The 25765-nt window shown below is 70.9% G+C and carries 17 protein-coding genes; 8 read left to right on the plus strand and 9 right to left on the minus strand.

Translation table 11 applies throughout. The features are described 5' to 3' along the window. Together ACIP64_RS28120 and ACIP64_RS28125 are read right to left on the minus strand one after the other, a co-directional pair. The coding region (locus ACIP64_RS28120; protein WP_401592009.1) for a WD40 repeat domain-containing protein at positions 1 to 832 on the minus strand (832 nt) is incomplete at its 3' end. Continuing rightward, complete coding sequence (locus ACIP64_RS28125) at positions 829 to 2976, minus strand: AAA family ATPase (RefSeq protein ID WP_401592011.1); 2148 nt, start codon at positions 2974 to 2976, stop codon at positions 829 to 831. The genes ACIP64_RS28120 and ACIP64_RS28125, both read right to left, overlap by 4 nt. 98 nt (positions 2977 to 3074) lie before the next feature. On the opposite strand from ACIP64_RS28125, the gene ACIP64_RS28130 reads away from it, so the two are divergent. Together ACIP64_RS28130 and ACIP64_RS28135 are read left to right on the plus strand one after the other, a co-directional pair. Beyond that, positions 3075 to 4496, plus strand: coding sequence for a hypothetical protein (locus tag ACIP64_RS28130; protein WP_401592013.1), 1422 nt, complete (start codon positions 3075 to 3077; stop codon positions 4494 to 4496). A gap of 9 nt (positions 4497 to 4505) precedes the next feature. Beyond that, positions 4506 to 8618 carry an NACHT and WD repeat domain-containing protein gene (locus tag ACIP64_RS28135; RefSeq protein WP_401592015.1) on the plus strand — a complete coding sequence of 1371 codons (4113 nt, stop codon included), beginning with the start codon at positions 4506 to 4508 and terminating at the stop codon, positions 8616 to 8618. Positions 8619 to 9480: 862 nt separating this feature from the next. On the opposite strand, the gene ACIP64_RS28140 is transcribed toward ACIP64_RS28135, so the two are convergent. The 4 genes from ACIP64_RS28140 to ACIP64_RS28155 form a co-directional block, all read right to left on the minus strand. Further along, positions 9481 to 9735 carry an integrase gene (locus tag ACIP64_RS28140; protein WP_401592017.1) on the minus strand — a complete coding sequence of 85 codons (255 nt, stop codon included), beginning with the start codon at positions 9733 to 9735 and terminating at the stop codon, positions 9481 to 9483. Between the two features lie 642 nt (positions 9736 to 10377). After that, positions 10378 to 10797 carry a PIN domain nuclease gene (locus ACIP64_RS28145; RefSeq protein WP_360900677.1) on the minus strand — a complete coding sequence of 140 codons (420 nt, stop codon included), beginning with the start codon at positions 10795 to 10797 and terminating at the stop codon, positions 10378 to 10380. Continuing rightward, positions 10797 to 11051, minus strand: coding sequence for a type II toxin-antitoxin system VapB family antitoxin (locus ACIP64_RS28150; RefSeq protein ID WP_360900680.1), 255 nt, complete (start codon positions 11049 to 11051; stop codon positions 10797 to 10799). The genes ACIP64_RS28145 and ACIP64_RS28150 overlap by 1 nt, the downstream gene beginning before the upstream one ends. A gap of 488 nt (positions 11052 to 11539) precedes the next feature. Continuing rightward, positions 11540 to 12433, minus strand: coding sequence for an alpha/beta fold hydrolase (locus ACIP64_RS28155; RefSeq protein ID WP_401592019.1), 894 nt, complete (start codon positions 12431 to 12433; stop codon positions 11540 to 11542). Between the two features lie 319 nt (positions 12434 to 12752). Between ACIP64_RS28155 and ACIP64_RS28160 the strand changes: the two genes are divergently transcribed. The 6 genes from ACIP64_RS28160 to ACIP64_RS28185 all read left to right on the plus strand — a co-directional run bounded on the left by ACIP64_RS28160 (position 12753) and on the right by ACIP64_RS28185 (position 17960). Further along, positions 12753 to 13832: an MBL fold metallo-hydrolase gene (locus ACIP64_RS28160; RefSeq protein WP_401592021.1), complete on the plus strand. Its 1080-nt coding sequence runs from the start codon at positions 12753 to 12755 to the stop codon at positions 13830 to 13832. A gap of 144 nt (positions 13833 to 13976) precedes the next feature. Then, a complete protein-coding gene (locus ACIP64_RS28165) occupies positions 13977 to 14786 on the plus strand; it encodes an alpha/beta hydrolase (protein WP_401592023.1) in 810 nt (269 codons plus the stop codon). After that, a complete protein-coding gene (locus tag ACIP64_RS28170) occupies positions 14783 to 15589 on the plus strand; it encodes an SDR family NAD(P)-dependent oxidoreductase (protein ID WP_401592025.1) in 807 nt (268 codons plus the stop codon). Before ACIP64_RS28165 ends, ACIP64_RS28170 begins: the two co-directional genes overlap by 4 nt. A 16-nt stretch (positions 15590 to 15605) precedes the next feature. Next, on the plus strand, positions 15606 to 16610 hold the full coding sequence (locus ACIP64_RS28175) for an alpha/beta fold hydrolase (RefSeq protein ID WP_401592027.1): 1005 nt from the start codon (positions 15606 to 15608) through the stop codon (positions 16608 to 16610). Between the two features lie 2 nt (positions 16611 to 16612). Then, on the plus strand, positions 16613 to 17089 hold the full coding sequence (locus ACIP64_RS28180; protein WP_401592029.1) for a cupin domain-containing protein: 477 nt from the start codon (positions 16613 to 16615) through the stop codon (positions 17087 to 17089). Between the two features lie 37 nt (positions 17090 to 17126). After that, a complete protein-coding gene (locus ACIP64_RS28185; protein ID WP_401592031.1) occupies positions 17127 to 17960 on the plus strand; it encodes an alpha/beta fold hydrolase in 834 nt (277 codons plus the stop codon). A gap of 73 nt (positions 17961 to 18033) precedes the next feature. Here the strand turns inward: ACIP64_RS28185 and ACIP64_RS28190 are convergent, their stop codons facing one another. From ACIP64_RS28190 to ACIP64_RS28200, 3 genes are all read right to left on the minus strand, one after another. Continuing rightward, on the minus strand, positions 18034 to 20814 hold the full coding sequence (locus ACIP64_RS28190) for an ATP-binding protein (protein WP_401592033.1): 2781 nt from the start codon (positions 20812 to 20814) through the stop codon (positions 18034 to 18036). Between the two features lie 64 nt (positions 20815 to 20878). Continuing rightward, positions 20879 to 23659 carry an AAA family ATPase gene (locus tag ACIP64_RS28195; RefSeq protein WP_401592035.1) on the minus strand — a complete coding sequence of 927 codons (2781 nt, stop codon included), beginning with the start codon at positions 23657 to 23659 and terminating at the stop codon, positions 20879 to 20881. 202 nt (positions 23660 to 23861) lie between these two features. Beyond that, entirely contained in the window at positions 23862 to 25757 is a 1896-nt protein-coding gene (locus tag ACIP64_RS28200; RefSeq protein ID WP_401592037.1) for an N-acetylmuramoyl-L-alanine amidase, read from the minus strand. Between the last annotated feature and the right edge of the window lie 8 nt (positions 25758 to 25765).

The raw sequence follows: 25765 nt of genomic DNA on the forward strand, positions 1-25765 counted from the left end.
AGCCGGCCAGTGGATCCCAGATCCGCACCGTGCGGTCGTCGCCGCCGGTGGCGAGGAGGGTGCGTCCGTCGGGTGCGGTGAATGTCGCCACCGCAAGCACCCCGCCGATGTGGCCCGTCAGGGGTTCGCCGACTGGGGCCCCGGCCAGCGGATCCCACAGTCTCACCGTGCAGTCGCTGCTGGCGGTGGCGAGGAGGGTGCGTCCGTCGGGTGCGGTGAATGCCGCCACCGCCCACACCCAGTCGGCGTGGCCGGTCAGGGGTTCGCCGATCGGGGTGCCGGCCAGTGGATCCCACACCCGCACCGTGCAGTCGTCGCCAGCGCTGGCGAGCAGCGTGCGGCCGCCAGGGCCGGGGAAGACCGCCATGGCGAATTGGAGCGACTGCGCATCGCCTACGACGTTCCCCGGACTCTGCCAACGGGTGAGCCGGGGCCGGAGTCGGGAATTCGACACGGCCTCGACGGGCTGATCTGCCGAAGCTGTGCCAGCTGCCAGTGCGAGTTGGTGGCTCGAGGCGCGCGAGGGAAGGTCAGCGTCGCCCAAGAACGGTTCGATGCGGGCCCAGGCTGCCAGCCCACGTTGTTCCGGCTGATCGATGACGGGGAGGCCGAGTCGTCCCCGTACGCTGCCGCTGGTCTCCCAGGGGAGAAAGGCGGTCGGTACGTGATGGTCGTTCAGTACTGCCCCCAGTTCAGCGTGTCGAGTGAGGTGGCGTCGGACGTAGGAGTGCGGTGGGACGTCGGGATCACTGCTGGCCAGTTTGGCGAGGCGGGCGGCGATCCGTCGGTGGACTTCGGTCTGCTCGTCGCTCGGAGGAATCGGCTGGGTCATTGCTGCCCTCCGTGCGAGGTGCGTAGGCGGTGGGGCTGGTCGCGTAGGACCTCGGCAAGGCGTTCGTGGACCGGCCGGTAAACCGTTCGTCCGTCTTCGGAATCTTGGGCCAGGTAACCGGCCAGGCGGCCGGTGAGCAGGCTGTGGATCGCCCGGTCCGCGTTAGCGATCGGCTGGTCGAGCACCGCTTCCGCGATGGCGGGCCAGATGCCGCCCCAGGGGATTCCGGCGCCTTGGGCGAAGGCTGCGGCGCGCAGCAGTGCCAAGGCGACGTGCGGGGGCAGGTTGGGTGACCGCAGTCCCCGCAGGTCCTGGCCGAGCAGTCCGATCAGGCCCTGTCCCAGGGACTTCTGCCATAGCGGATCGTCGAGCAGGTGCTGGGGGAAGTCGGAGTCGCGCACCTGCTGGCCAGCGATGCGGGCATCAAGGAAGGAGATCGCCGGGATGCGGTCGGTGATGAACTGAGCAACTTTGAGAGGGACGAGACTTTCGTCAGCTGCGCCGCTCAGGAGTGCTTCCAGGTAGGCGGTGATGTCTGCGAGCGTCTCGGGCCCGTCGGTGCGCAGCTGGAGGGGCGGGCCTGTCCGGCTCGTCAGAGCGCGCTGGAGGTAGTTGAGCAGGCCTGCATCCGTCTCGTTGTCGTAGTGGGCTCCGGGTGTATCGGTGGAAGTGCCGGGTGTGTGGAGAGGGCTGCGGACGCCGATGAGGAGACGGACGTTCGCAGCCGCTGACGACTGTGCCAGTGGGGCGATGACCTGGTTGACCAGCACGTAGGGGGCTTCGGCCTCGTCGAGCCCGTCGATGACAAGGGTGGCAGGTTGTTCGCGTTCGTCGATGGCGGTGAGCAAAGCGGTGCGCAGGACAGCTGTGCGGTCCTCGCCCGGGGTCGCGGGCAGCGGTGCGTGTCCGATTCCTTCGAGGAGAAGGGCGAGGATCTCCTCGGGCCCGCGCTGGCGGCCCAAGACTGCGACGTCGACGGAGCCCGGCCGTGGGACCGTTTCGAGAGGAGCAGTGTCGAATGCGGCAGCGTAGTTGGGGTCGGCCCGAAAGGACGGGTCGCTGAGAGTGACGGCACGGGCGATGACGGCAGACTTCCCGCTGCCAGCCGTACCAGTCACGATCAGGGAGGGGCTGTGCCCGCGCGGTGGGCCGTCATTCAGGAACGATGCGACAGCGCGCGTGAGCGGCTGCCTGCCGGAGAAGTACCAGCCGCTGTCCGAACGCCCGGTTCTGCCGCTAGCCCGAGAGATCCAGTAATCCATCTCCTGTCGCGACACCGCGACCTGACGGCGCTGGCGGGCGACCAGGCTGTCAGGTGGCCGATAGCCAGGATTAGGCAGGCACAGATGCGGTTGCCCGGCCCCGGTGACAGGTAGCAACTGCTTCGGGGCGCGCAGTGGGGATCGGGAGTGCGGGGCAGTGGCGCGGTGGAGCTCTTCCAGGAACTCCTCGATGCTCAGGTGGGCGCTGGTGATGCCTGCGGTGGTACGCAGTTGCGTGTACACCCGCTGTAGCAAGACGCTCAGCTCCCTGACGCCTACGGTCTCGTGGACATCCGTGGTGGCCAAGACGGCCAGTGTGCCGCCCCGGAGCCGGTCGGGATGAAGGTCCCGAGCGAGTTCGGCGAGCTCGATGTCGACACCGCTTGAGTAGCAGGTGTTGACGATGACCAGGACGTGGCGGGCGTGCGAGTCCAGAGCCGCTGCGATCAGGTCTGAGGTGCGGTACCCGGTAGCGAGCGGACGTGCGGGGTCGGTTCTCGGCAGTTCCAGGAAATGGCTCCCGGCGCGGCCGCTCAGGCCATGCCCTGCGACGTAGAGGATCACCGCGTCGGACTCCGATGCTTCGCGCAGTCCGCTCGCGTGCAAGAAGTCCTCCACGTCACGGCGGTCCATGACGGACGACGCGTGCTCGGTTGTGAAGCGCCGTTCGGCCAGGGCGGGATCGCACCACCAGTCGCGCAACACGTTCAGCTGCTCCTCGACCCCGTTACGGAAGTCCAGGTCGCCGTCGTCGTAGTCCTGCACCGCCAGTGTCAGCAGCCGCCGGCGGATCTCGTCACCGTTAGCATGCGGCTCCGCTGTGTCATCGACCGGCTCGGCGCCGTTTCGAGTCGCGGCATTAGCCTCCCCCGTCATACTCATGGCCGATATTGTCGTTGTTCATGGGTACTTGGGGGAGCGGAAACGCGCAATCGGAGGCGGGACGCGTGTGGCGTCCGCAGCCGTCGGTGAGGCCAGATGTGACCCAGGACGCGGTCGTTGTCGTGCCCGGCATCATGGGTAGTGAGCTGCGCGACGCAGAGACCGGCGACCTGTTGTGGGGACTGAGCGTCCGATTGCTGGAGCGGGCGTGGCGGCGGGGAGACGGTCTAAAACACCTTCACGTCACACCTGAGGAGCTGGACGGCCACACCGACCGGGTTCGCGCCACCTGCCTGCTGGCCAAGCCTGCCTGGGCGCCCTTCCTCCTGGGCATCGAGCCGTACGCGGACCTAGTGTGGACCGTCGAGGAGGCCGCCGCGGCCCCGGAAGCGGTACGCGCCTTCCCCTACGACTGGCGCCTGCCGGTCGAGCACAACGGAGCCCTGCTGGCCGCAGCAGCCCGACAGCATCTGGAGCAATGGCGTGCCCAGGTCGAGGAAAACGCCGACCTGAGGGCCCTGTGCGAGGACCGCGCGCCGCGCCTGGTCTTCGTCGCGCACTCCATGGGCGGCCTGGTCACCCGTGCGGCCCTCGCAGGCGAACAAGACCTCATCCCCGACACGCGCGCGGTCGTCACCTTGGGCACGCCATTTCTCGGGGCCGCCAAGACGGCGATCATTCTGAACGGCGACCGCGCCAATCCCACGCCGACTCTGCCACCGCGCCGGATGCAGGCCCTGGCAGCGACACTGCCGGGCGTCCACGACCTACTTCCCGATTACCGCTGTCTCGACGAAGGCCTGGAAGTCGCGCGGCTCTCGCCCGAGACCGTCGGGGCGATCGGCGGCAGCAAGGAACTTGCCGCGCGGGCCCAAGAGTTCCAGACGCGGATGCGTACAACCGCCCCCGCACTTCCCGGACACCGGGCCGTTGTAGGCGTGGCCCAGCCCACCGTCCAAAGCCTGCGCATCGAGAACGGCATCGTCCGAGCCCGCTACGAGGCGTTCCGCGCGTACGCCGACGGAGAGCTCAGGCGGAATGCCGACGGCGTGCCGGAGAGGCACGACCGGGCAGGTGACGGGACTGTCTACCGCGACTCAGCCTCCATCGGCACACCCGCCTCCATGACCTACCTGCCCGTCCAGCACGGGGCCCTCGCCAAGCACAGCACGGCACTGCGGTACGTGCACGCGGTACTGACCGAGCACGACGAACACCTCGGCCCCCCGATGGGAGCCGGCGAGCTAGGCCTGGTCCTGCCCGAAGAAGGAGTGCCGGCAGGGCAGGCATGGACCCTGCACGTGACCGGCACCACCTCACCGGCCGGCGTGATCTGCCACGTGGTGGACGCCGCGACCGGAAGGGCAATCGCCCGGCCACGCCTATCGGGCCGCGACGGCGGACTGGCCGCCCAGGTCACTCTCCCGGACGCAGGCCTGTACCGGGTGGGCCTGGAAAGCGGCGGCAGCGCGGCAGTCACCCAGCTCGTCCTGGCCATCGCGCCAGAGGACGTTGACTGAGGCCGACCGATGCCGCCGACATCCCCACCACCGTCGCTGGAATTTTTTCCCGTCGACATCGGCGACTACCGGCACCACCCACCCCTACCCACCGCCGAAGAAGTCGAGGCAGTCGCCGCCGTACTCGCCCCCTTCGCCCCCAGCCAACGGCCATGGCAGGTGGCAGGCAGTGAACGTACAGCCGACGCCGTTCAGCAACGATTGGGCGAATGGGCCCATCCCTCCAGCACCGGCAACACCTTCCTGTACTGGGTCGGTCACGGCGAGAGCGACGGTGAGACCGCCCTCCTCGCCCACACCGGCAGCCCCCGCCCACTGGTCCACAGCGGCATCTCCCCTCAGGAATTCCTCACCTTCCTTACGGCCCGGCAGAACCACCCGGACGCAGAAGACACCTGGGCCATCGTCGTCATCGACGCGTGCAAGTCAGGACGCTTCATCGAACTCCTTAGCGCCCACGCCCACTTGAAGACCAACGGCCCGCGCAACTTCTTGCTCGTCGCCACCTCCCAGGACGGAAACGCGAACCTCGGCGTCTTCCGGCGTGCCCTGCACACCGTCTTGGGGACCACCTTCGCCGCGGACATCACCATCGACCTGCGGGCCCTGGGCGACGAGCTCAACCGCAACCTCCACGGCTGTCCAGTTCTGCCCCACACCGACACCGGACGGGCCCTGCTCCACCGGGCCGTCCCAGCAGCGGCCGGAGCGGTCACCACCACGCTCGACATGCTCGCCGAAATCCAAGCAGTCATCGACCAACTCCCCCCCGACGAGCAAAACCACTTCCTCCCCAAGGCAACCGGTGCCGAGCTTGGGGAACTCGCCTGGTACTTCGAGGGCCGCGAGCAAGAGCGAGACACCGTCCTCCGCTGGCTCGACACCACCACCGGCGGAATGCTTGTGGTCACCGGGGCCGCAGGCTCCGGTAAATCCGCACTCCTGGGACACATCCTGCTCCACACCCGTCCCGACCTGAGCAGCGTCCTGCTCCGCAGCGGCCACCTCAGCCCACTACCAATCGGCACCCCTAGCCCAAGCGACCCCTTCGACGCCGTCATTCACCTGACCGGCACCACGGCCCAGGAGCTGATCGCACGACTAGCGCAAGCAGCCCAACTCCACGACACACCGCGCGACCGGCCACTGAACGAGCAGATCGACTGGCTGCTGGGCGAACTGCGTCAGCAAGCTCAGCCCTTCACTGTGCTGCTCGACGCACTCGACGAGGCCCACACCCCGCTCGTGATCGGCGACCAGATCATCCGCCGCCTCGCCGAACTCCCCAGTACGCGCGTGGTGGTCGGAACGCGCCGCTCCACCAAGGAAGGCCCTGACCTTCCACAACCTGCCGACAGCGATCTGCTCGACACCCTGGTTGTGAACCGCACCGCCACTGAGCCCCCACACGCAGTGGTGAGCGTCGAACGGGACGCGCACGCAATGGTCCGTTACATCCGACGCAGACTGCAGCGTGCTGTCCAACTCGGCAAGCTCACGGCGTCACCCACACAGATCGAGGAGGCCGCAGCCGACCTTGGCCACAGCGGCCACGAGTTTCTCCATGCGCGCCTCGCCGTGCACGAGATCATCCACGACCTGCGGTTTCTCCAGGACCCGACCCCGCTGCGCAACAGCAGCCACCAGCAGCTCTTCGCCCGCGCAGTCCAGCGGCTCTCAGCGCGCAATCCGGCCTTCCGGCCACTGCTCCACGCCCTGGCACTCACGCAAGGACGCGGACTTCCGGTCCGAGATGGGATCTGGTCGACGATCGCCGTAGCCCTTGCTGGCCAGGACATGGCCATCACGGACAAGGCGATCAGCGACCTGACTGCAGAGGCCGCGCCCTATCTGATGCTCGACACCGAAACCGAGCAGACCGTCTACCGCCTCGCCCACCGCACTTTCACCGAACACTTCGCACAGGGCGGGCAGGAGCACAAACGCCTCCACCAGCAGATCACCGCAGCCTTGACCGCGGACGCAGACCTCCGTCTACCCGAAACCGACCTCAATCCGTACATCGTCCAGCACCTCCCCGCCCACGCGGGTCAAGGTCGACTCCCCGCGTGGCAAGACCTTGCACAGCACCCTCGTGTACTGGACCGCCTTGACTCCACGAGCATCACCAGCCAGGTCATGACACACGCCTTTGGGCGCATCACACTTCCCCAAGCCATCGCGGGCGCAGTGGCCTCACAGCACTTGGCCGCCACGAGCCGCCCCAGCGAACGCCGCGGCTTGAGGGAAGTCGCCACCGCACAAGTCGCAGGAGCTTTCCATCGACCACAGGCGGCGTCACAGGACAGCCTTCCCGCCTGGTCGGTCACATGGGCATCACTCAGGACCAAGCCGACGCATCTGACGCTGCGCGGGCACACCGGCCCGGTCAGCGCTGTGACGGCGTTCGTCGCGCCGGACGGTCGTACCTTGCTTGCGACTGGCGGTGACGATGAGACGGTGCGGGTGTGGGACCCGTTGGCCGGTACGGCGGTCGGGCAGCCCCTGACCGGCCACACTCGGCCGGTCCGGGCGGTGACGGCGTTCGTCGCGCCGGACGGTCGTACCTTGCTTGCGACTGGCGGTGACGATGAGACGGTGCGGGTGTGGGACCCGTTGGCCGGTACCGCGGTCGGTTGGCCTCTCGCCGGCCACACCGGCCGGGTCTTTGCGGTGACGGCGTTCGTCGCGCCGGACGGCCGTACCTTGCTCGCCACCGCCGGCAACGATGAGACGGTGCGGGTGTGGGACCCGTTGGTCGGTACCGCGGTCGGCCAGCCCCTCGCGGGCCACACCGGGGCGGTCCGGGCGGTGGCAGCGTTTGCCGCGCGGGACGGCCGGCCCCTGCTGGCCACCGTTGGCGACGGCCGCACGGTGCGGGTGTGGGACCCGTTGGCCGGTACCGGGGTGGGTGAGGTGCCAACCGGCCACGTCGGCCGGATGCTCGCGGTGGCGGCGTTCGTTGCGTTGGACGGCAGTACCTTGCTTGCCACGGCCGGCGAGCGCCGCACGGTGCGGGTGTGGGACCCGTTGGTCGGTAACGCGATCGGCCAACCCCTCACCGGCCACACCGGGGCAGTCCAAGCGGTGGCAGCGTTTGCCGCGCGGAACGGCCGGCCCCTGCTGGCCACCGTCGGCAGCGACCGCACGGTGCGGGTGTGGGACCCGCTGGCTGGCACTCCCGTCGGCGATCCCCTGACCGGCCACACCGACCAGATGCGAGCCCTAACCACGTTTGTCGCGCCCGATGGCCGTACCCTGCTTGCCACCGCCAGCAGCGACGAGACGGTGCGGGTATGGGATCCGCTGGCCGGCAGGCCTGCCGGTGAGCTCCCGACCGGCCACACCGGGTCGGTGCGGGCTATGGCCACGTTCCTCGCGCCCGATCGCCGTACCCTGCTTGCCACTGCCGACGACGGCCACGCGGTGCGGGTGTGGGACCCGTTGGCCGGTACCGCAGTCGGAAAGCCCCTGACCGGCCACACCGGCCGGATACTTGCGGTGGCGGCGTTCGTCGCGTCGGATGGCCGTACCCTGCTTGCCACTGCCGACGACGGCCACGCGGTGCGGGTGTGGGACCCGTTGGTCGGTACCGCAGTCGGAAAGTCCCTGACCGGCCACACCGGCCGAGTGTGGGCGATGGCGGCGTTCGTCGCGCCCGATGGCCGTACCTTGCTTGCCACCGCAGGCAACGATCGTACGGTGCGGGTGTGGGACCCGTTGGCCGGTACTGCAGTAGGCCAGCCCTTGGACGTCCCCACGGACTGGGTGTGGGCGATGGCGGCGTTCGTCGCGCCCGATGGCCGGCCCCTGCTGGCCACCGCAGGCAACGGCGCTGTGCGGGTGTGGGACCCGTTGGCCGGTACCGCAGTCGGAAAGCCCCTGACCGGCCACGTTGGCCGGGTGCTTGCGGTGGCGGCGTTCGTCGCGCCGGACGGCCGTACCCTCCTTGCCACCGTTGGCAACGATCGCACAGTGCGGGCTTGGGATTTGGATATAGGCGCCACATCGGTCATCCCCTTGAATTTCGAAGTGCGCGACCTTGTCGGCGTCAACGGTGATCTCGCGATCTGCGGACCAGAGGGCGTCCTAGTGATCAGGTTGCACGGCTGCAACGCTTGACCAGCGTGACCACTACTTTCCTGCCGATAATGACGACGCGAACCGGGCCGTGGTCCACCGGAACGACAAACCGAACGTGACCCTCCATGACCGTTGCGCCCAGAGCACACAGTTCTGTCGCTTGAGAGCGCCGCCGTCGAGTGTGAACGCTGAGTCCGTACCGAGACGCCTTCGGTCTGTGCTGGCTGCGGCCTCCCGCGGTGCCGCGTCCAGCGCCGCTGCACCGCCGACGACCCCGGCAGCCCCTGGCTCCTGTGAGTCCGTAAGCCCAGCCTGCAAGTAGGTGCTTTGCCCGGCGTAACTGCGGCTACGTCGGCTGGCCGGAGATCCGCCCTAGCGTCCTGTACGGACTGGTCCCGCAGCTCAGCCCGAACGGCTAGCCTGTGAGCCAGCGGCCGACAGCGGCCTGCACAGACGGCCAAGAGGCCCTACCCCCAGGCGGGGTAGGGCCTCTTGCCGTCGAAAAGGCGATGCGCTGGAGAGCCTTTCCTGCCCGGCACTGAGCTGGAGTCTCGCCCAGGTGTGGCCGGCGGAGCTCACAAACGGCCCTCGGTGTGGCCCAGGTGTGGCCGGAAGGAGGGTGAAACCCCGTGAATGATCTTCGTCGCTGCCCAAGCCTTACTGCCCCTGACCTGCATAGACATGTAAGACGGGGATCGCGAGGGAAGTCCAGGGGCACGCACTGGCGAGCTCGTAATGCGTAGGTCTCGGGTTCGAATCCCGAAGGCGGCTCATCATGAAACCCCAGGTCACATTTGCCTCTGACCTGGGGTTTGCTGTTGCTCGGGCGTGGCTGGATGCGCGGGCAGGATGCCGTGAGCTTGCTTGGCTGAGCGATGCGTGAGCGGAGGGGCTCAAGGGCCTACTTCTTGGGCGTTCGACGCGTGGCCTTCTTCTTGCCCTCGCCGGGCCTGCTTGGCCTTCTCCTTCTCCGCGGCCTTGCACGCCACCTCCTCGGCCTCGGACTTTCGGCGGAGAGGACCAGTTTCCCCGTGGCCTCGGCGGCGCTCTTGCCGACCTGGGGCAGGACGCTCTGGTAGATGTCCCGAGTGGCCCGGGTGTCGCTGTGCCCGAGGGTGTCCGACACGATCTTGATGTCGATGTCGGCTGCCAGCATCAGAATGGCCGCGCCGTGCCGCAGATCAGCCCGGGAACAAGGACCGCCCGCGGCTTTAGGGTCTCCGTGACAGGCCGTCCGGCACGTCCTGACCGAGGAGAACCTCGCTGCGGCGAGTCCCGATCTGCTGCGCGCGATGGTCAAGACCCTTCGCCGACGCGCTCATGTCCGCGGAGGCCGATGCCCTCTGCAACGCCGAATCCGGGCAGGTCAGCGACGAACGCGTCGACCACCGCAACGGCTATTGCCCGCGGGATTGGCGTGAGGCGGCCCATCTACCCGCCTGGCGGCTGTCGGCGAAGCCGCCCTGGATCGCTGACCTGGTCTTTCAGCTGCCGGCAAGGGGTGGCGTCGGCGTGAACACCTCTGGTGGACGACCGGTGGACAGATGTGCATGACTCTCCGTCAGATGGCTTCTGCTGCCCCGGAGGCGAAGGCGAAATCCACCGGCCGCAGAAGAAGGCGGCGGGGGTCAGTTCGACGAGGTTGCCCCGGCGGGCCCGCCCAAGAACCCGCAGGGATCCGAGCAGAGCCAGGCCGCACAGGGCGCCAAGCGCGCCGACGCAGGCCGGCTGCCAGCCTCCAGCGGCTGCTCGATGAGGGATACCAGCAGATCGTCGGGGGTGGGGAAGGCCGAGGTGGTCATCCGTCGGCGCTGCCGGGCGGGACGACCCATTCGGCGGGCTGGCCGGTGAGGGAGGCGATCATGTCGAAGTCTCCGTCGTAGTGGAGGACTGTTCGCCGGTTCAGTTCCGCTGTGGCGGCGATCAGCAGATCGGGGAGGGACAGAGCGCGGTGGAAGCCTGAGTTGAGGGCATGGCGCTGGATCTCGAGGGCGCGGGCGAAGGTGTGGTCGTCGGCGCGGAGGTAGTCGAAGGCGTGAAGCCAGGTGCTGATCCGTGTTGCTTCCGAGCTGTCCCGGGCGGAGTGGATCATCTCGAACTCGGTGGGCTGGCATACGGCGAGGAGGTAGCGCTCGTGCAGAGGCTTGAGTACCTCCTTGACGCTCGGCTTCGTCCAGCGGGCGAGGGCGGACTTGTCGATCAGGTAGCGATCCTGCATCAGGCGGCCCGGCCTCCGTCGCGGTCGCCGTTGTGCTTGAGGGAGCCGTCTGCGTTACGGGGCCCGGTGTTCTCGATGATCTCGCTGAAGTCGAACTCGCCGGCCTCCATGGCGTCGAAGCCCTCCTGCCGCAGGTGTCTCTTGACGGCGTCTTCCATGGCGAGGCGGACGGCTTTGGCTTTCGTTTTGGTCCCGAAGATGCGCATGGCCTCGGTGACCATGTCTTCATCGAGGTCGATGACGGTCCTGGCCATGTGGTGATCCTCTCGGAGGTGCTTCTTCCAGCGAAATGATACCAGTCGTCGACGATGAAAGATATCGTTTCTGTCGGAGCTTCTGTCATGGATGGAGGCTGTGGCGCTCACGGTGACGTACCGCGCGGTCGCCCCTTGTGGGAAATGGACAGCCGTCCTCATGCCGGGCTCCGCCCCTGTGCGATGGGGTGGTGGGAGGCAGGCGGCTAAGCGGCCTTGTCGGTGGACAGCCGGTGGACAGATGCCTTTGGGACAGATGCCTGTGGACAGTGCAACACAGGGCAGCGCATGCCAAACTGCCGCAGGTGCTCTGATCAGGTAGAACGGCACCAGGCAGCACGGCCCGGCACCACGTAACGCGATCCCTCACGGTCTCGTCATGCGTAGGTCTCGGGTTCGGTCCCGAGAGCGGATGCGGCACGGCTCCCGGGACCAGGCCGTTTGCCCCCTCGGGGCGATCGCGCCCGGGTACCGGGTCCGGCGGCGGGTCATCGCGTGCCGAAGAACTCCAGGTACGCGTCCGCCAGGCGCGCGGGCTGCTCCAGGGCGATGTTGTGGCCCGCGCCGCCGATCACCACGCTGCGCACGTCCGTCGCGACCTGGCCCATCTGCCGTCCGACCTCGTCGCCGAAGTAGGACTGCGCGCCGACGGCGAGCACCGGGCAGGTGATCGGGTCGTCGTAGTGGGGCTGGTTCTGCGCCGCGTCGAGCTGCGTGGACCGGTACAGCGCGAGGATCGCGTGGGTCGCGCCGGGCTGCGTGACCCAGCCGATCAGTTCTTCCAGGTCGGCATCGGACACGGCCGCGGGGTTCCCCATCGTGCGCTTCATGAAGTACGTCCAGAAGGCGCGTTCCTTCCCGGCGAGCAGGAACTCCGGGTAGTGCGGCAGGCCGAAGAAGGCGCGGTGCCAGTTGTTCCGGGGGTCGTCGGGCTGTTCCGGCAGGTCGGACGCCGCGACCGGGAGGCCCGGGAGGCGGGTCTCCTGGAAGACCAGCTGCGTGACCCGTGCGCGGTGGAACGCGGCCGTCGCGTAGGCGATGTTGGCTCCCCAGTCCTCGCCCACCACGCGGAACGTGTCGAAGCCGAAGTCGCTCGCGAGCGCGGCGACGTCGTCGGCCATCGTCCGGGTGTCGTACCCCCCGACGGGCCGGTCGGAGTCGCCGAAGCCGCGGATGTCGACGGCCACGACCGTGTGTTGGGGTGTCAGGAGCGGGACGAGGCGGCGCCAGTAGAACATCGTCTTGGGGACGCCGTGCAGGAGGATCACCGGTTCTCCGGTCCCGCCGGTCGCATGGTGCAGGGTGACGCCGTTGACCGACGTGCGGCCGTGCGCCAGCGGTTCACCTCGGTGGTCCGTCAGGGCGGAGCCGGTGGGCGGCATGGTCTGGTCTCCTCCTCGGGGTGGGGCCCCGGGACCCGGTCCGGTTGTCGCCCGTCTCCCGTCGCTCCGGGTGCGCCACGGAGGGGACTTCAGCACGGCGCACCCCGGCTTCGCACCGGGGCCGGTCCCCAGGCCGTGCCGGGCGGCCGGGGTGTTCCGGGACAGGGGTCTTTCCCCGGTTCGAACAGACCGGGCCCGGTGGTGTCCTGAAGGTCGTGCCCATGATCGCGAGGAACTCCGCTGACATCGATGTCCAGGCCGAGCCCAGGCCCGGCCGGGGAGACGTCCGCCGCGATCGCCTGATCCTGAAAGGCCGGTCTTGAAGACGACAATCTGGGATGCCGCGGCGAACCGCCGGTCCCTGCTGCGCACGGCGGCCGCGCTGCCCGCCGCCGCCGCCCTGGCCGGCGGGGTTCTGGGGAGCGCGGCCGCCGTCGCGGCCGAGACCCCCGGGCTTCCTGATTTCGCGCCCGTCCCGCCCGCCGCGACCGGGCCGGAACTCAACGACGCGGGCTACTTCGTGGGCCGGATCGACGGAAACCTCTACTGGGTGACCGACGGCTTCTACCAGGCGATGTTCCTCAGTACCCGGGACGGCGTCGTCCTGGTCGACGCCCCTCCGACCATCGGCCACAACCTGCTGCGGGCGATCGCGGACGTGACCCGGGCCAACGGCCGTCCGGCGAAGGTGACCCACCTCGTCCACTCGCACTCGCACGCCGACCACGTGGGTGCCTCGTCGATCTTCGGCAAGGACGTCGTGCGCATCGGACACGCCGAGTGCCGGCGCCTGCTGCTGCGCGCCGCCGACCCGAACCGCCCGGCGCCGACCGTCACCTTCGAGGACCGCTACACGCTGCATGTCGGCGGGGAGCGGCTGGAGTTGGCCTACCACGGCCCGAACCACTCCCCGGACAACATCTTCATCCACGCGCCAGAGCACCGGACGCTGATGGTCGTCGACATCCTGTACCCGGGCTGGGTGCCGTTCAAGAACCTCGCGGTCTCCCAGGACATCCCGGCCTGGCTGCGGGCGCAGGACATCGCCATGGGGTACCCGTGGCGGACCCTGGTCGGCGGCCACCTCGGCCGGCTCGGCGTACGCGCGGACGGCGACCTCCAGCGCGCCTACATGGCCGACCTCGAAGCCTCCACCCGGGCCGCCATGAACCTGGACCCCACGCCCTACTTCGACAAGTACGGCCCGCTGGGCAACTCGTGGGCGATCTTCAAGACCTATCTCGACGCGGTGGCGGCGCAGGCCGCCGCACCGGTCGCCGCGAAGTACACCGGGGTCCTCGCGGCCGCGGACGTGTTCACGCTCGACAACGCGGCGGCCCTGGTCGAGTCCTTCCGCATCGACGCCGGGACGCTGGGCCCGTTCGGCACCCGCCCCTGAACGCCGGCCCCTGCCTCCGGCCCCTGGCGCCGGCCCCTGGCGCCGGCCCCCGACTCCGGCTGTGACCCTCGCTCCTGATCCTCCGCCCGGTCCCGACCGGGCCGCCCACCCATCGTTTCCGCTCGCGAGAAAGGCCCTACGGCCATGACCAGCCCCACACCCGTCCTCTTCATCCACGGCCTGTGGCTGCACAGCACGTCCTGGCAGCCGTGGATCGACCTGTTCGGCGCCGAGGGCTACGCCCCGTCCGCGCCCGGCTGGCCCGGCGACCCCGAGACCGTGGAGGAGGCGCGGCAGAACCCCGAGAGCATCGCCGACCACGGCATCGACGACGTCGTCGAGCACTACGCGTCGATCATCCGCGGCCTGGACACGCTGCCCATCCTCATCGGGCACTCCTTCGGCGGCATGATCGCGCAGAAGCTGCTCGGCCAGGAGCTGGCCGCGGCCGCGGTGGCGATCGACGCGGCGCAGATCAAGGGGGTCCTGCCGCTGCCGCTGTCGGCGCTGCGGTCGACGCTGCCGGTCTTCAAGAACCCGGCGAACAAGCACCGCGCGGTGTCCCTGAGCGCCGAGCAGTTCCGCTTCGCGTTCGGCAACGCCGTGAGCGAGGAGGAGTCGGACGCCCTGTTCGCGCAGTGGACCATTCCCGCGCCGGGCAAGCCGCTGTTCGAGGCCGCCGCGGCGAACTTCAACCCGCATTCGCCGGCCAAGGTCGACACCGAGAACTCCGGGCGCGGCCCGCTGCTGCTGATGTCCGGCGGCAAGGACCACACCGTCCCCGAGGCCGTCACCCGTGCGACGCTCAAGCAGTACCGGCACTCCGAGGCCGTCACCGACTTCATGACCTTCCCCGACCGCGGGCACTCGCTGACCGTCGACAGCGGCTGGCGCGAGGTCGCGGACGAGGCGCTGTCCTGGCTGCGGCGGCAGGGCCTGGAGGGCTCGCGGTGACCGCTCCTTCCCACGACCTCGGCCTGGAGGGGCAGCGGGCGGTGGTCACCGGCGCCGGCCGGGGCATCGGCCTGGCGATCACGCAGGGCCTGCTCAGGGCGGGGGCCCGGGTCGTCGCCGGGACCAGGAAGCGCACGGAGGAACTCGACGACCTGATCAAGCAGGGGGCGGAGCTCACCGTCGTCGAGGTCGACCTGGCCACTCCCGACGGCCCGGCCGCGCTGGTGGCCGCCGCGGTGGAACTGCACGGCGGGCTCGACGTCCTGGTGAACAACGTCGGCGCGGTGCGGCCGCGGGTCGAGGGCTTCCTGGCCATGACCGACGCCGACTGGGACTGGACGTTCACGGTCAACTTCATGGCCGCGGTGCGCGCCACCCGCAGCGCGCTGCCGCATCTCGTCGACACCGGGGACGGCCGGATCGTCACCGTCTCCTCGGTCAACGCCCGGCTGCCCGATCCGCTGGTCATCGACTACAGCGCCGCCAAGGCCGCGCTGTCCAGCTTCTGCAAGGCCCTGTCGAAGCAGGTGGGTCCGCAGGGCGTGCGGGTCAACTCGGTGAGCCCGGGGCCGGTCGAGACCGCGCTGTGGCGGGGTGCGGACGGGGTGGCCGCGACCGTCGGAGCGAGCCTGGGCCTGGATCCGCACGCCGTCGCCGACACCGCCGCGGCCGAGGCGGTCACCGGGCGGTTCACGCTGCCCTCCGAAGTGGCCGACCTGGTCGTGTTCCTGGCCGGCCGGCGGTCGGGCAACGTCACCGGCGCCGACTTCCTCATCGACGGCGGCATGACGGACACCCTCTGATGATTCTGGAGCCCGAGTGAGATTCCACCTGCCCCGAAACCGCCGGCTGGCCGGCGCGGCCCTCGCCGTGGCCGTCGCCCTGGGGGTGACCACGTTCACCATGAACGCGGCCCCCGCGTCGGCCTCGTCCGCCGGCGAGCGGATGCCCGCCGGGTTCAGCGAGCACAAGACCCGCGTCGCCGGCATCGGCCTGCACTACGTCATCGGCGGCCACGGGCCGACGTTGCTGCTCCTCCACGGCTACCCGCAGACCTGGTACGAGTGGCACGGCATCATGCCCGCCCTCGCCCAGCACTACACGGTCATCGCCCCCGATCTGCCCGGCGCCGGGCAGAGCGACGCCCCGCCCTCCGGCTACGACAAGAAGACGATGGCCGCCGAGCTGCACGCGCTGCTGGTGTCGCTCGGCAAGGCCGGCGACGTGCGGATCGTCGGTCACGACATCGGCACGATGGTCGCCTACTCCTACGCCGCGCAGTACCCGGCGACGGTGAGGAAGCTGGTCCTCAGCGAGGCGCCGATCCCGGACAAGGGCATCTACACGATCCCCTCGCTGACCGAACAGGGTCCCGGCGTCTGGAACTTCGGGTTCTTCAACCTGACCGACGGCCTGCCGGAGAACATGATCAGGGGCCGGGAGGTCGCCTGGACCGCCGGCTTCATCGGCGGGTTCGAGGGCGTCCCGGGAGCGGTGAGCCCGGCCGACATCCGGGTGTTCGCGCACTACCTGCGCGATCCCGCCCACCTCAAGGCGAGCCTCGCCTGGTTCCGCGTCTTCCCGCAGGACATCCACGACAACGAGGAGTTCGCGAAGACCCCGCTGCGGATGCCCGTGCTCGCCATCGGCGCCTCCGGCAGCCTCGGCGACGCCGAGGGCAAGCAGGCGGAGAAGTACGCCTCCGACGTCACCGGGGTGACCATCGCGAACTCCGGTCACTGGATCTACGAAGAACACCCCGAGGAACTGACCGCCATGCTGCTCGGCTTCCTCGGCCGTCCCGCCCCGCACCTGGAGAAGTGATCGTGATCAAGAGTTTCCCCGGCTTCGAGGCCACCTCCGACACCGAGCCGTTCTGGTTCCTCGGCGGGCAGGCCAGGATCCTGCTCCCGGGCCGGGCGACCGGCGACGCGATGAGCGTGATGGAGTTCTCCGACCCGATAGGCCATGCGCCGCCGCACCACGTGCACGAGAACGAGGAAGAGCTCTGGTTCGTGCTGGACGGCGAGGTCTCCTTCTTTGTCGGTGACAAGCGCCACGACCTGACCCCCGGGCAGGTCGCCTTCGGCCCGCGCGGTGTGCCGCACAGCTACCTGGTCCGTTCCGAGGGCGCGCGGCTCGCCGTCGTCTTCAGCCCGGCCGGCATCGAGGAGTGGTTCAGGTCCAACGGTGTGCCGGTGACCGACGCCCGGGACATTCCGCCGGCCTTCGACCTGGGCTCGATCGTGGGCTCGGCCGAGGCGTTCAAGCTGCGCGTCACCGGGCCGCCGCCCACGCTCTGACACTCCATCAATGACTGAGTACGCAAGGAAGGTTGACATGAAGAACACCCTGCTGCGACGCCGGAGCGTGCTGATCCCCGCGCTGGTGGCCGCGGCCCTGCTCGCCGTCCCGGCGAGCTCCGAGGCCGTGCCGCACTTCTCCGCCCCGGCACCCGTCGCCGCGCACACGGCCAAGCCGACGGTCGTCCTGGTGCACGGAGCCTTCGCCGACTCCTCCAGCTGGAACGGCGTCGTGACCCGGCTGGAGCGCGAGGGCTACCCCGTCCTCGCCGCGGCGAACCCGCTGCGCGACCTGGCCGGTGACGCGGCCTACGTCTCCAGCGTCCTCGACAGCATCCCCGGACCGGTCGTCCTGGTCGGGCACTCCTACGGCGGCGCCGTCATCACCGATGCCGCCGCGGGCCACGCCAACGTCAAGGCCCTGGTCTACATCGCCGCCTTCGCGCCAGACCAGGGCGAGAGCGCCCTGGGGATCACGAGCGAGTACCCGGGCAGCCAGCTGCCGTCGTCCCTGGTGGTGCGGCCGTTCCCCGGCGGCGGCCAGGACGCCTACATCGACCCCGCCGCCTTCCGGAAGGTCTTCGCGGCGGACGTGCCGGCCCGCGAGACCCGCCTGATGGCGGCCGCGCAGCGCCCGGTGGCCGTGGGCGCGCTGGCCGCGCCCAGCAGCGCGCCAGCCTGGCGGACCATCCCGTCGTGGTACCTGGTCGCCGACGCCGACCAGGCCATCCCGCCGGCCGCCGAGCGGGCCATGGCCCAGCGCGCCCACTCCCACACCGTGACGGTACGGGGCGCCTCGCACGCCGTGTCGGTCTCCCACCCGGGAGCCGTCGCGGACCTCGTCGAGGCGGCCGCCCGGGCCACCGACTGACCGGCAGGCACCGGTGGGCGGTGAACGGCGGGACCGCGCGGCACCGCGCGGTCCCGCCGCCGGGCGGCGGGCGTCAACCGGCCGGGGGCTGATCGCCGTGGCGGGTCAGCGCGGCGGCCAGCTGGCCCCGGGAGGCGATGCCGAGCTTGGGGAAGATGCGGTACAGGTGCGAGCTGACCGTGCGGTGCGACAGGAACAGCCGCTGCCCTATCTCGCGGTTGGACAGGCCCTGCGCGGCCAGCTCGGCGATCTGGGTCTCCTGCGGCGAGAGCAGTTCGCGCGGGTCCGACGTGGGCTGCCACCCGCGCTCGCCCGTCGCCCGCAGTTCCTGGTCGGCGAGGTTCGCCCAGGTGCGGGCACCGACGGCGTCGAACGCCGACCGCGCCGCCCGCAGCGGCCCGCGGGACTCCAGGACACGTCGCTGCCGGCGCAGCCACGAGCCGTGCGCCAGGTCGATACGGGCGCAGTGCCAGGGCAGTTGGGAGGCCGCGCCGTCCCTGGCGGCCCGGAACAGCGACTCGGCCGACGCGCGGTCGGCCAGCACCGCCCTCGTGTACTCCAGGGCGATGGCCGCCCCCGTGGGAGGGGCGTCGCCCACGAGCCGTTCGATGGAGGCCAGCGCGGTTCTCGCCTCGGCCCGCCGATCGGTGCGGACGGCGGCGTCGGCCAGGTAGCCGAGCGTCCACACCTGCTGCATCCGCTGGAACGCGGGGTCGGCGGGCTCGAAGACGCGGTGCAGTTCGCCGTACGCCTGCTCGTGCCGGTTCGCGCCCAACTCGGCGGTGCCGCGGGCCAGCTGTACGCCGGCGAGCAGGGACGACGCGGCGTTCGGGGTGCGCAGGGCCACGTGCTCGGCCTCGGAGAGCAAGGCGTGGCGGGTGTCCCAGCCCTCGCGCACGGCGTCGATCAGGGCCACGGCGATGCGCGCGGTCGCGGCCCACAGCGACTGGCCGGTCTCGTCGGCGAGCCGCACGGCCTCGTCGGCGGAGCGCGCCGGGTCGAAGACCCCGAGGTAGACCTCGGCCCAGGCCCGTATCGCGAGCGCTTCGGCGAGCAGGCTCATGCGGCCCTGGGCGCGGAGTTCCCGGACGGGGGTGGACAGGAAGCCGACGGCGTGGCGGAAATCGCCGGTGCAGAACGCGGCGATGCCCAGCAGGCCGGCGAGTTCCGGCTCCCCGTCGGCGTCGGCCGGCCACCGGGCGAGCTGCTCGACCACCATCGGCGTCCGTTCGTGGAAGCCGCACAGCGCGTGCAGGGCCAGCAGCCGCGGGTCGTGGGCCGGCAGGTTCACCTGCTCCGCGGCCCGGACGATCTCGTGCCGCACCGCCGGACCGGGATCGCGCCACCACACTCTGCGGGCCGCGCCGACCAGCAGCTGCATGGCGAGGTCGGCGTCCTGCTCGCCGGTGGCGTGTTCGGCCAGGGCCACCAGGTGGCGCACTTCCGCGGGTTCCCCCGTGGAGCCGTCGTGGAAGACGCCCTCGAGCCACGCCAGCCGCGACCGGTCGCGGTGCCGGAGCGTCATCCCCGCGACCTGGGCCTTGATCTGCTCGACGTGGCTGAACCGGCCGAGCTGGAAGCCGAGTTCGGCGGCGCCGAGCAGGCGTGCGGCCTGCGACCGCGGGTCCGGGCTCAGGGCGGCAGCCCGTTCCAGCCACGCGGCGGCCGAGGCGATCGCACCGCGGCGCTGGGCGTTCCCGGCGGCCTGTTCCAGCTCGGCGGCGATCCGTTCGTCACGTCCCGACACCGCGGAGGCCCGGTGCCACACCGCGCGGTCCGGATGACCGGTGAGGACGCGCGCGAGCGCGGCGTGCGCCTCCCGGCGCGCGGCCGGCGGCATGCCCTGCCGGAGGGCCGAACCGACCAGCGGGTGGGCGATGCGGTACCGCTCGCCGGTCACGGTCAGGAGGCCGTGCTCGAAGGCCGGTTGCGCCCTGCCGAGGTCGACCGGCGAACCGTGGAGGATGCCCGCCGCGGCGAGGACGTCGCCGAGGTCGTCGCCGTCGTCCACCGCGGCGACGGTCAGGACGGCGCGGACGGCCGGGTCGAGGTGCTCGGCCCGTGTGGCGAACGCCCGCTCCAGGCGGGTGGTCATGGGCAGGTCCTCGTCGAACTCGGTCCACGCGTACCGCCCGGACTCCAGCGCTCCCGCGAACTCGACCAGGGCGAGCGGATTGCCGCGCGCCTGCCGCAGTACGCGCTCGCGCACGGCCGCCGGCAGCTGCGGCGCCCGCCCGTCCAGCAACTCGGCCGACGCGGCGTCGTCGATGCCCTCGAGTTCCGTCCACTCGATCGTGTGGGGGTCGGTGAACGGCAGGGCCTCGGGCCGCGACGTGCACAGCACGATCACCCGCTCACCGGTGATCCGGCGGCAGACGAAGGCCAGGGCGTCGATCGACGGCTGGTCCATCCAGTGGAGGTCGTCGAGGCAGACCAGGACCGGGCTGTCCGCCGCCGCGTCGACAAGCAGTTCCAGGACCGCCAGGAAGGCGAAGAACGGGTGCACCTGGATCGCGTCGCTCATGGCGAAGCAGACGAGCAGGGCGTGGCGCTGCAGGGCCGGCAGCCGGTCGGCGCGGGAGAGCAGGGGCCGCAGCAGTTGATGGAGGCCGGCGAACGGCAGGTGCGTCTCGGACTGGCTGCCCCGCGCGGTGAGCACGGTGAACCCGGTGGCTCGCGCGTGCTCCACGACCTCCGCCTGCAGCGCGCTCTTGCCCACCCCGGGCTCCCCGAAGAGCCCGATCGCACGACCTCCGGAATCGACCGCGTCAAGGTGCCCGAACAGGGATCGCAGTTCGTCGTCGCGCCCGACGAGACGCCGGTCGGCCCGCGCCGGGCCGTTGGTCGTGCTCACATAATCGATCATGCGGTCGACAGCGCCGCATGTCCACCTGCGCCCGGCCGCGGCCGGGCGGGGATCAGCCGGTCGCCGGCCCTTCGAGCGCGGCGGCGATCCGCCGGCGCGAGGTGATGCCGAGCTTGCGGAACACCTTGTTCAGGTGGAACTCGACCGTCGAGGTCGTGATGAACAGCCGGGAGGCGATCTCTGCGTTGGTCAGTCCCGATGCGGCCAGCAGCGCCACATGCCGTTCCTGGGGCGTGAGATCGGACCTGGTCTCCGGTACGCGCCGGCGTGCCTTCTCACCGGTGGCGAGCAGCTCGATCCGGGCCCGTTCGGCGAACAGGGCCGCGCCCGAGGCGTCGAAGGACTCGTACGCGGCCCGCAGGTGGTCGCGGGCCTCGGACCGGCGCTTGCGCCGCCGCAGCCACTCGCCGAACAGCAGCCGTGACCGGGCGTGTTCCGCGGCCAGGGGGACGCTCCCCAGGAGCTCGATCGACTCCCGGTACCATCTCTCGGCCTCCGCGTCCTCCTCGGTCAGGGCCCGGCAGCGGGCCAGCAGCCCCAGCGCCCACGGCGTTCCGGCCAGCCGCGCGCGGTGTTCGAGCCGCTGGAGCGCCAGGACCGCCGTGGGCCGGTCGCCCGCGCGGACGGCGGCCTCGACGAGGAGCGGCAGCATGAGGTTGCCCTCCGACGGGAAGTCCTCCTCGTAGGCGGGCAGTGCGTGGCGCAGCGCCTCGTCGTAGCGCGCCGTCCCCAGGTCGAGAACGCACCGGGCGTGGAGCGCCAGTTGGCGCAGCATGCCGAGTCCGTACGCCGCGGCGACGGCGTCCATCGTCGCGGTGACGGCGCGCACCTCGCTCTCCTTGCCCATCCACGCGTAGAGCAGGGCCTTGTTGAGATCGCCCTGCGTCGCCAGGCCGATGGCCGCGGCGTAGTCGTCGGCCTCGGCGAGGAGACCGTCGGCCGCGGTCAGCCGCCCGTTCCAGATCTCGGTGTACGCCTGGACCGTCAGGGACAGGGTGAGGCTGTACAGCGCTCCCTGGGTACGGTTCTCGGCGGCGAGCCGGCCGGCGATCCCGGCGTACGCGTCGATGTCCCACACGTCGCCCGCCGCGAGGCCCACGATGATGGCGAGCGGGCTGGCCATGTCGTGGAGTTCGGCCGACGCGCGGAGCTTCGCCAGGGCCTCCTGGATCACCGGGACGCTGCTCTCGTAGCCGTAGGCGGTACGCAGGGCCAGGCCCTCGATCAGCCGGTCGGGGCTCCAGTCCGGGGCGTCCTGGTCGTGGGAGGCGCCGATCACGGCCTTGGCCACCTCGGCCAAGGTCGTGCGGTGCATGGTGTGCTGGGCGATGACGGCGGCGTGCATGGCCTCGTAGAGCAGCTCCCGGGTCATACGGGGATCCGCGTCGCCGAGTTCGGCCACGGCGTCGAGCATCATGGCGGGGACGCGGTCGTTGCGGGTGTCGAAGAGCTCGGCCGAGGCCCGGATCCGCAGCGCGAGGGCGCGGGCGGAGGGCCGGTCGAGGGCGGGGAGGGCGAGGTCGAGCAGGGGGTGCACGGCGGCGTGGTCGCCGGAGGCCAGATGGGCCTGGGCCGCGCCGAGGTAGCGCTCGGCGCGTCTGGCCGGTTCGGTGGTGAGTTCGGCCGCCCTGGACAGGAACAGCGCCTGGGCGGAGTAGCCGCCCCTGGCCCGGGCGCGGTCCGACGCGGCCTCCAGGTCCGCGGCGGCCGCGTCGTCGGTGCCGAGGACCGCCTCGGCGCGGTGCCAGGCGCGCCGGTCGGGGACGCGGGCCGGGTCGCTGGCCGCTTCGAGGGCGGCATGGACCCGCCGCCGGTCGTCCCCCGAGGCCGCCGCGTAGACCGAGGAACGGATCAGCGGATGCCGGAACCCGGCGCCGGGCCCGTGCTCCAGCACGCCCGCCTCGACGGCCGCGGCCGCGGCACTGGCCGGCAGGCCCAGCGCGCCCGCCGCGTGCCGGACCACCGCCAGGTCGTCGGTCGGCGCCGCCGCCATGAGGAGGAGCAGCGTCCGGGTGTGCGGTGGCAGCGCGGCGACGGACTGCCGGAAGTGCTCCTCCAGCAGCCTGCTCACCGGCAGCGGCTCGGGCAGGGGCGCGACCCCGGCCAGCTGCTCGGCGCCCAGGTGCGCGGCCAGTTCGCCGAGGGCCAGCGGATTGCCGCCGGTGCCGGTCACGATCCGGTCCGCGACGGCCGGGTCCAGGTGCCCGGCGACGGCACGGGTCAGCACCTCCCGGGCGTCGGTGGCGGGCAGCCCGCCGACCCGCAGCGAGGGCAGGGCGTCGAACAGCCCCCGGTCGCCGAGGTCGTCCCTGGCGGCGAAGATCAGGCCCAGGGAGTCGGCGTGCAGCCGCCGGGCGACGAATGCGAGTGTCGCGGCCGACTCGGGGTCGAGCCAGTGCACGTCGTCGATCAGGCACAGCATCGGCAGCTCCGACGCCGCGCCGGACAGCAGGGTCAGGGTCGCCAGACCGACCAGGTACCGGTCCGGGTGCGGCGCGTCGGTCAGGCCGAACGCGCCGTTCAGGGCGTCCTGTTGCCGGGCGGGGAGCTGGTCGGTGCGGTGGAGGTGTGGCCGCAGGAGCCGGTGCAGCGCGCCGTAGCCGAGGGGCTTCTCGGCTTCGACGCCCACCAGCCGGGTCAGCGCAACACCGGTGGCCTCGGCCGCCGCGTGGTCCAGCAGCCGCGTCTTGCCGATCCCGGCCTCGCCCACGAGCACCAGGACGCCGCTGAGTCCCTCGCGTACCGCTTCGAGCAGCTGTCCGATCGCCTCGCGTTCGGCGGGGCGGCCGACCATCGTCCGCCCCGTCGCGGAACGAGCCCCGCGCCACGCCATGGGAATCCCCTGTTCATCGAGCTCCTGACGTGAGAACACGCTAGGCGCGCGACGGCGACGCAATCGAGCGTCATATGACGGTGGTTGCCGGCACGTCCCGCGGCGGGACGCGGCAGGGCCCCCCGGCGGCGGGCGGCCGGGGAGGCCGGCCGCCGTGCGAGGGGCCCTGCGGTGGTTCAGCGGTGGTTCAGCGGTGCGGGCGTCAGGCCGTGGTGGCGGTGACGTCGGCCGCGTTCACGTACACGTACCGGTGGTTGAACTGCACCGTGTAGTACTGCTTCGCGCCGGTGACGACGCCCTGGCGGCTCGGGAAGAAGTCCTGGCCGTTGACCGGGGGCTGGTCGGCGACGTAGGCCTGGCCCGCGGGGATGCCGTAGTTGGGCGCGGTGAGCGGGTTCTGCGGGTCGGCGCCCCAGCCGGCCGGGACCTCGGACGGGTCGGGGAACGCCGTGCCGTAGACCGGCGCGGTGGTCGCACCGGCCGCGGTGATGATCTGCACACCCGTGGTCGGGACGGTGTTCCTGCCCTGGGGGTTGCTGATCCAGCCCTTCTGGCCGTCGAACCAGATCGCGGTCCAGTCACCCTGCTGGTCGGCGACGACGAACTGCTGGCCGGCCTGCACCGTGGTGCTCCAGTCGCTGACGTCGTTCGTGCCGCTGGTGGCGCTGGGGTGCACGTTCGCGTCCAGAATGAGCGGGGAGTCCTCGCTCGGGCCCTGGTGCACGAAGAGCGAGCTCGCCGGGACCGTCTTCGGGGTGCACTCGGTGGTGCCGCCCGTGGGGTCGTCGGCCGGGCAGACGGTGAACGTCTGCAGGTTCTTGGCGAAGGTGGGGGCGATGGTCACGACGCTGCCGACCGGGCCGGCACCGCTGGTGCCGTCGTCGAACGGGGCGCCGAGCTTCTTCATGAAGCGGGTCCAGTCCCACTCGTTGCCCTGGTCCCAGTGCATGCCGGCCAGGTCGGCGGTCTTGCCGCCGGGCACGTTGTCGTGGGCCAGGATGTGCTGGCGGTCCAGGGGGATGTCGTACCGCTCGGCGAGGTACTTCACCAGCTTGGCCGTCTGCTGGTAGACGGCGTCGGTGTACCACTGCGCGCCGAAGGCCGAGAAGCCCTCGTGCTCGATCTGGATCGAGTGCAGGTTGCTGTCGTAGTTGCCGTCACCGAAGGCGACGTCCTTGTCCGACACCATCTGCGTGACCGCGCCGTCCGAGGAGCGCATCACGTAGTGCGCGGCGGTGGCGTTCGGGCCCTGGAAGGTCCGGATGGCCGCGTCGTAGGAGCCCTCGGTGGTGTGCAGGACGATCTGCGTGAGCTTGATGCCGTTGGCGGGCCGGTTGGAGACCTGGACACCCGTGGACGAGGCCTGGACGAACTGGCAGTCCATCGACTTGGGGCACTCGGCGGGCGTGGCCGGACCGACTGCCTTGGCCAGCTTGAGCTTCGCCAGCTGCCCGGAGGCCGGGGTGGCGGACGGGTCGGCCGCCAGGGTGACCCGCTGGCCCTCCGAGGTCGCCTCCGAGACGCCGGAGCGGATCGAGGCGAAGACGTCGGAGACGAAGGACTGCGCGGCCTTCTCGTTGGCCATCTGGCTGTACTTGGCGACCGCCCCGGCCCAGTCGGACGGGTTGTCCGACGTCCCGCCGGTCAGCTGCTTCTGGTACGACGCCAGCAGGGCGGCGCCGCCCCGGAGGTTGTCCCGCCGGTTGTGCCGCAGGTCGTCGGCGGGGATACCGGTCAGCTTCGCGGCGGTGAGCAGGGTGTGCAGCTCGGGGTGCTTGGCAGCCGAGGTGAGGTCCGAGTGGGCGGGTATGCCCGACGGGCCCTTCTGCAGCATCTCCAGCGTCGCGTCGGTGAGGTTCATCAGTCCCCACCCGGCGTTGTTGCTGTAGCCGGGGTGGGACTGGAGGCCGGACTCCTGGCGGGCCACGCCGAGGAGCACGGACACCGGCACCTGGTACTCGGCCGCGGCGGCCTCGAAGTCCGCCTGGGTGGCGGACCGGTGCTGCGCGGGGGCGGACGTGCCGGCCAGCGCGGTCGAGGGCAGGAGTGCGAAGGCACCCACGGCCAGGGCTCCGCCGGCGACGACGGCCGGAAGCACGCGCTTCC

It is taken from the genome of Streptomyces sp. NPDC088733 (assembly GCF_044751185.1).
Classification (GTDB): domain Bacteria; phylum Actinomycetota; class Actinomycetes; order Streptomycetales; family Streptomycetaceae; genus Actinacidiphila.

What these genes read in the sequence shown, in the direction of transcription:
- ACIP64_RS28125 (WP_401592011.1), bottom strand. Translation starts at nt 2,976, where the DNA reads ATGAGTATGACGGGGGAGGCTAATGCCGCGACTCGAAACGGCGCCGAG.
- ACIP64_RS28135 (WP_401592015.1), top strand. Translation starts at nt 4,506, where the DNA reads ATGCCGCCGACATCCCCACCACCGTCGCTGGAATTTTTTCCCGTCGAC.
- ACIP64_RS28140 (WP_401592017.1), bottom strand. Translation starts at nt 9,735, where the DNA reads ATGCTGGCAGCCGACATCGACATCAAGATCGTGTCGGACACCCTCGGG.
- ACIP64_RS28145 (WP_360900677.1), bottom strand. Translation starts at nt 10,797, where the DNA reads ATGCAGGATCGCTACCTGATCGACAAGTCCGCCCTCGCCCGCTGGACG.
- ACIP64_RS28150 (WP_360900680.1), bottom strand. Translation starts at nt 11,051, where the DNA reads ATGGCCAGGACCGTCATCGACCTCGATGAAGACATGGTCACCGAGGCC.
- ACIP64_RS28155 (WP_401592019.1), bottom strand. Translation starts at nt 12,433, where the DNA reads ATGCCGCCCACCGGCTCCGCCCTGACGGACCACCGAGGTGAACCGCTG.
- ACIP64_RS28165 (WP_401592023.1), top strand. Translation starts at nt 13,977, where the DNA reads ATGACCAGCCCCACACCCGTCCTCTTCATCCACGGCCTGTGGCTGCAC.
- ACIP64_RS28185 (WP_401592031.1), top strand. Translation starts at nt 17,127, where the DNA reads ATGAAGAACACCCTGCTGCGACGCCGGAGCGTGCTGATCCCCGCGCTG.
- ACIP64_RS28195 (WP_401592035.1), bottom strand. Translation starts at nt 23,659, where the DNA reads ATGGCGTGGCGCGGGGCTCGTTCCGCGACGGGGCGGACGATGGTCGGC.